Origin of the sequence: Pseudomonas sp. NPDC087614, assembly GCF_044743485.1 — a bacterium.
Taxonomy (GTDB): Bacteria; Pseudomonadota; Gammaproteobacteria; order Pseudomonadales; family Pseudomonadaceae; genus Aquipseudomonas; species Aquipseudomonas baetica_A.
The window spans coordinates 1-1192 of sequence record NZ_JBIUWN010000197.1; the positions used below are offsets into that span (position 1 = coordinate 1).

Genomic DNA, 1192 nt, shown 5'->3' on the forward strand with positions numbered 1-1192 from the left:
TCCAAATCGGATTCGATCCTGCACGCCATGCATCGTGGCGGCAGAAGTGTCGAGGAACGGTTGCGGGTAGACGCCGAGGTAAATCAGCAGTACCGCAAGGCCCAGCACCATGATCAGTTCGCGAGCGTCCATGCCGTGCAGGATCGAATCCGATTTGGACGGACCGAAATAAGCACGGTGGATCATGATCAGCGAATAGACCGAGCCGAACACCAGACCGGACGTGGCAATCGCAGTGATCCATGGAGCGCTGGCGAACGTACCGATCAGGATCAGGAACTCGCCGACGAAGTTACCGGTACCCGGCAGACCCAACGAAGCGGCTGCGAAGAACAGGCTGATCGCTGGCAGATAAGCGATACGCGACCACACACCGCCCATCTCACGCATGTCACGAGTGTGCAGACGCTCGTACAACTGACCGCTGAGGATAAACAGTGCCGCCGCCGACACACCGTGCGCGAGCATCTGGATCACAGCGCCTTGCAGCGCCAGTTGGCTGCCGGAGTAGATGCCGATCAACACGAAGCCCATGTGGGAAACGGACGAGAAGGCGATCAGACGCTTGATGTCGGTTTGGGCGAATGCCAGGAACGCACCGTAGAAGATCCCGATCAGACCAAGGGTCATGGCGATCGGCGCGAACTCGGCCGAGGCATTCGGGAACAGCGGCAGGGCGAAACGCAGCAGACCGTAGGCCGCGGTTTTCAGCAAGATACCGGCGAGGTCGACGGAACCGGCAGTCGGCGCCTGGGCGTGGGCATCAGGCAACCACGAGTGGAACGGTACGACCGGCAGCTTGACCGCGAAGGCGATGAAGAAGCCGAGCATCAGGATGTACTCGGTGGTCATCGACATCTTGGTTTTCAACAGGTCGGCGTAGTTGAAGGTAATCACGCCGGTGTTGTTGAAGTTGACCAGCACCAGACCAAGGATCGCCACCAGCATGATCAGGCCGGACGCCTGAGTGAAGATGAAGAACTTGGTGGCGGCGTAGATCCGGGTTTTCTTGCCGTCCGAAGAACTGTGACCCCAGAGCGCGATGAGGAAGTACATCGGCACCAGCATCATTTCCCAGAAGAAGAAGAACATGAACAGGTCGAGGGCGAGGAACACGCCGACAACGCCGCCCAGGATCCACATCAGGTTCAAGTGGAAGAAGCCAACGTGACGTTGAATCTCTTTCCACTAG

At 58.6% G+C, this 1192-nt stretch carries 1 pseudogene; it reads right to left on the reverse strand.

The window, feature by feature from the left end:
* A pseudogene (gene nuoM, locus ACIOWA_RS28065) lies at nucleotides 1–1188 on the reverse strand (NADH-quinone oxidoreductase subunit M); the annotation flags it as partial.
* Nucleotides 1189–1192 lie beyond the last annotated feature (4 nt).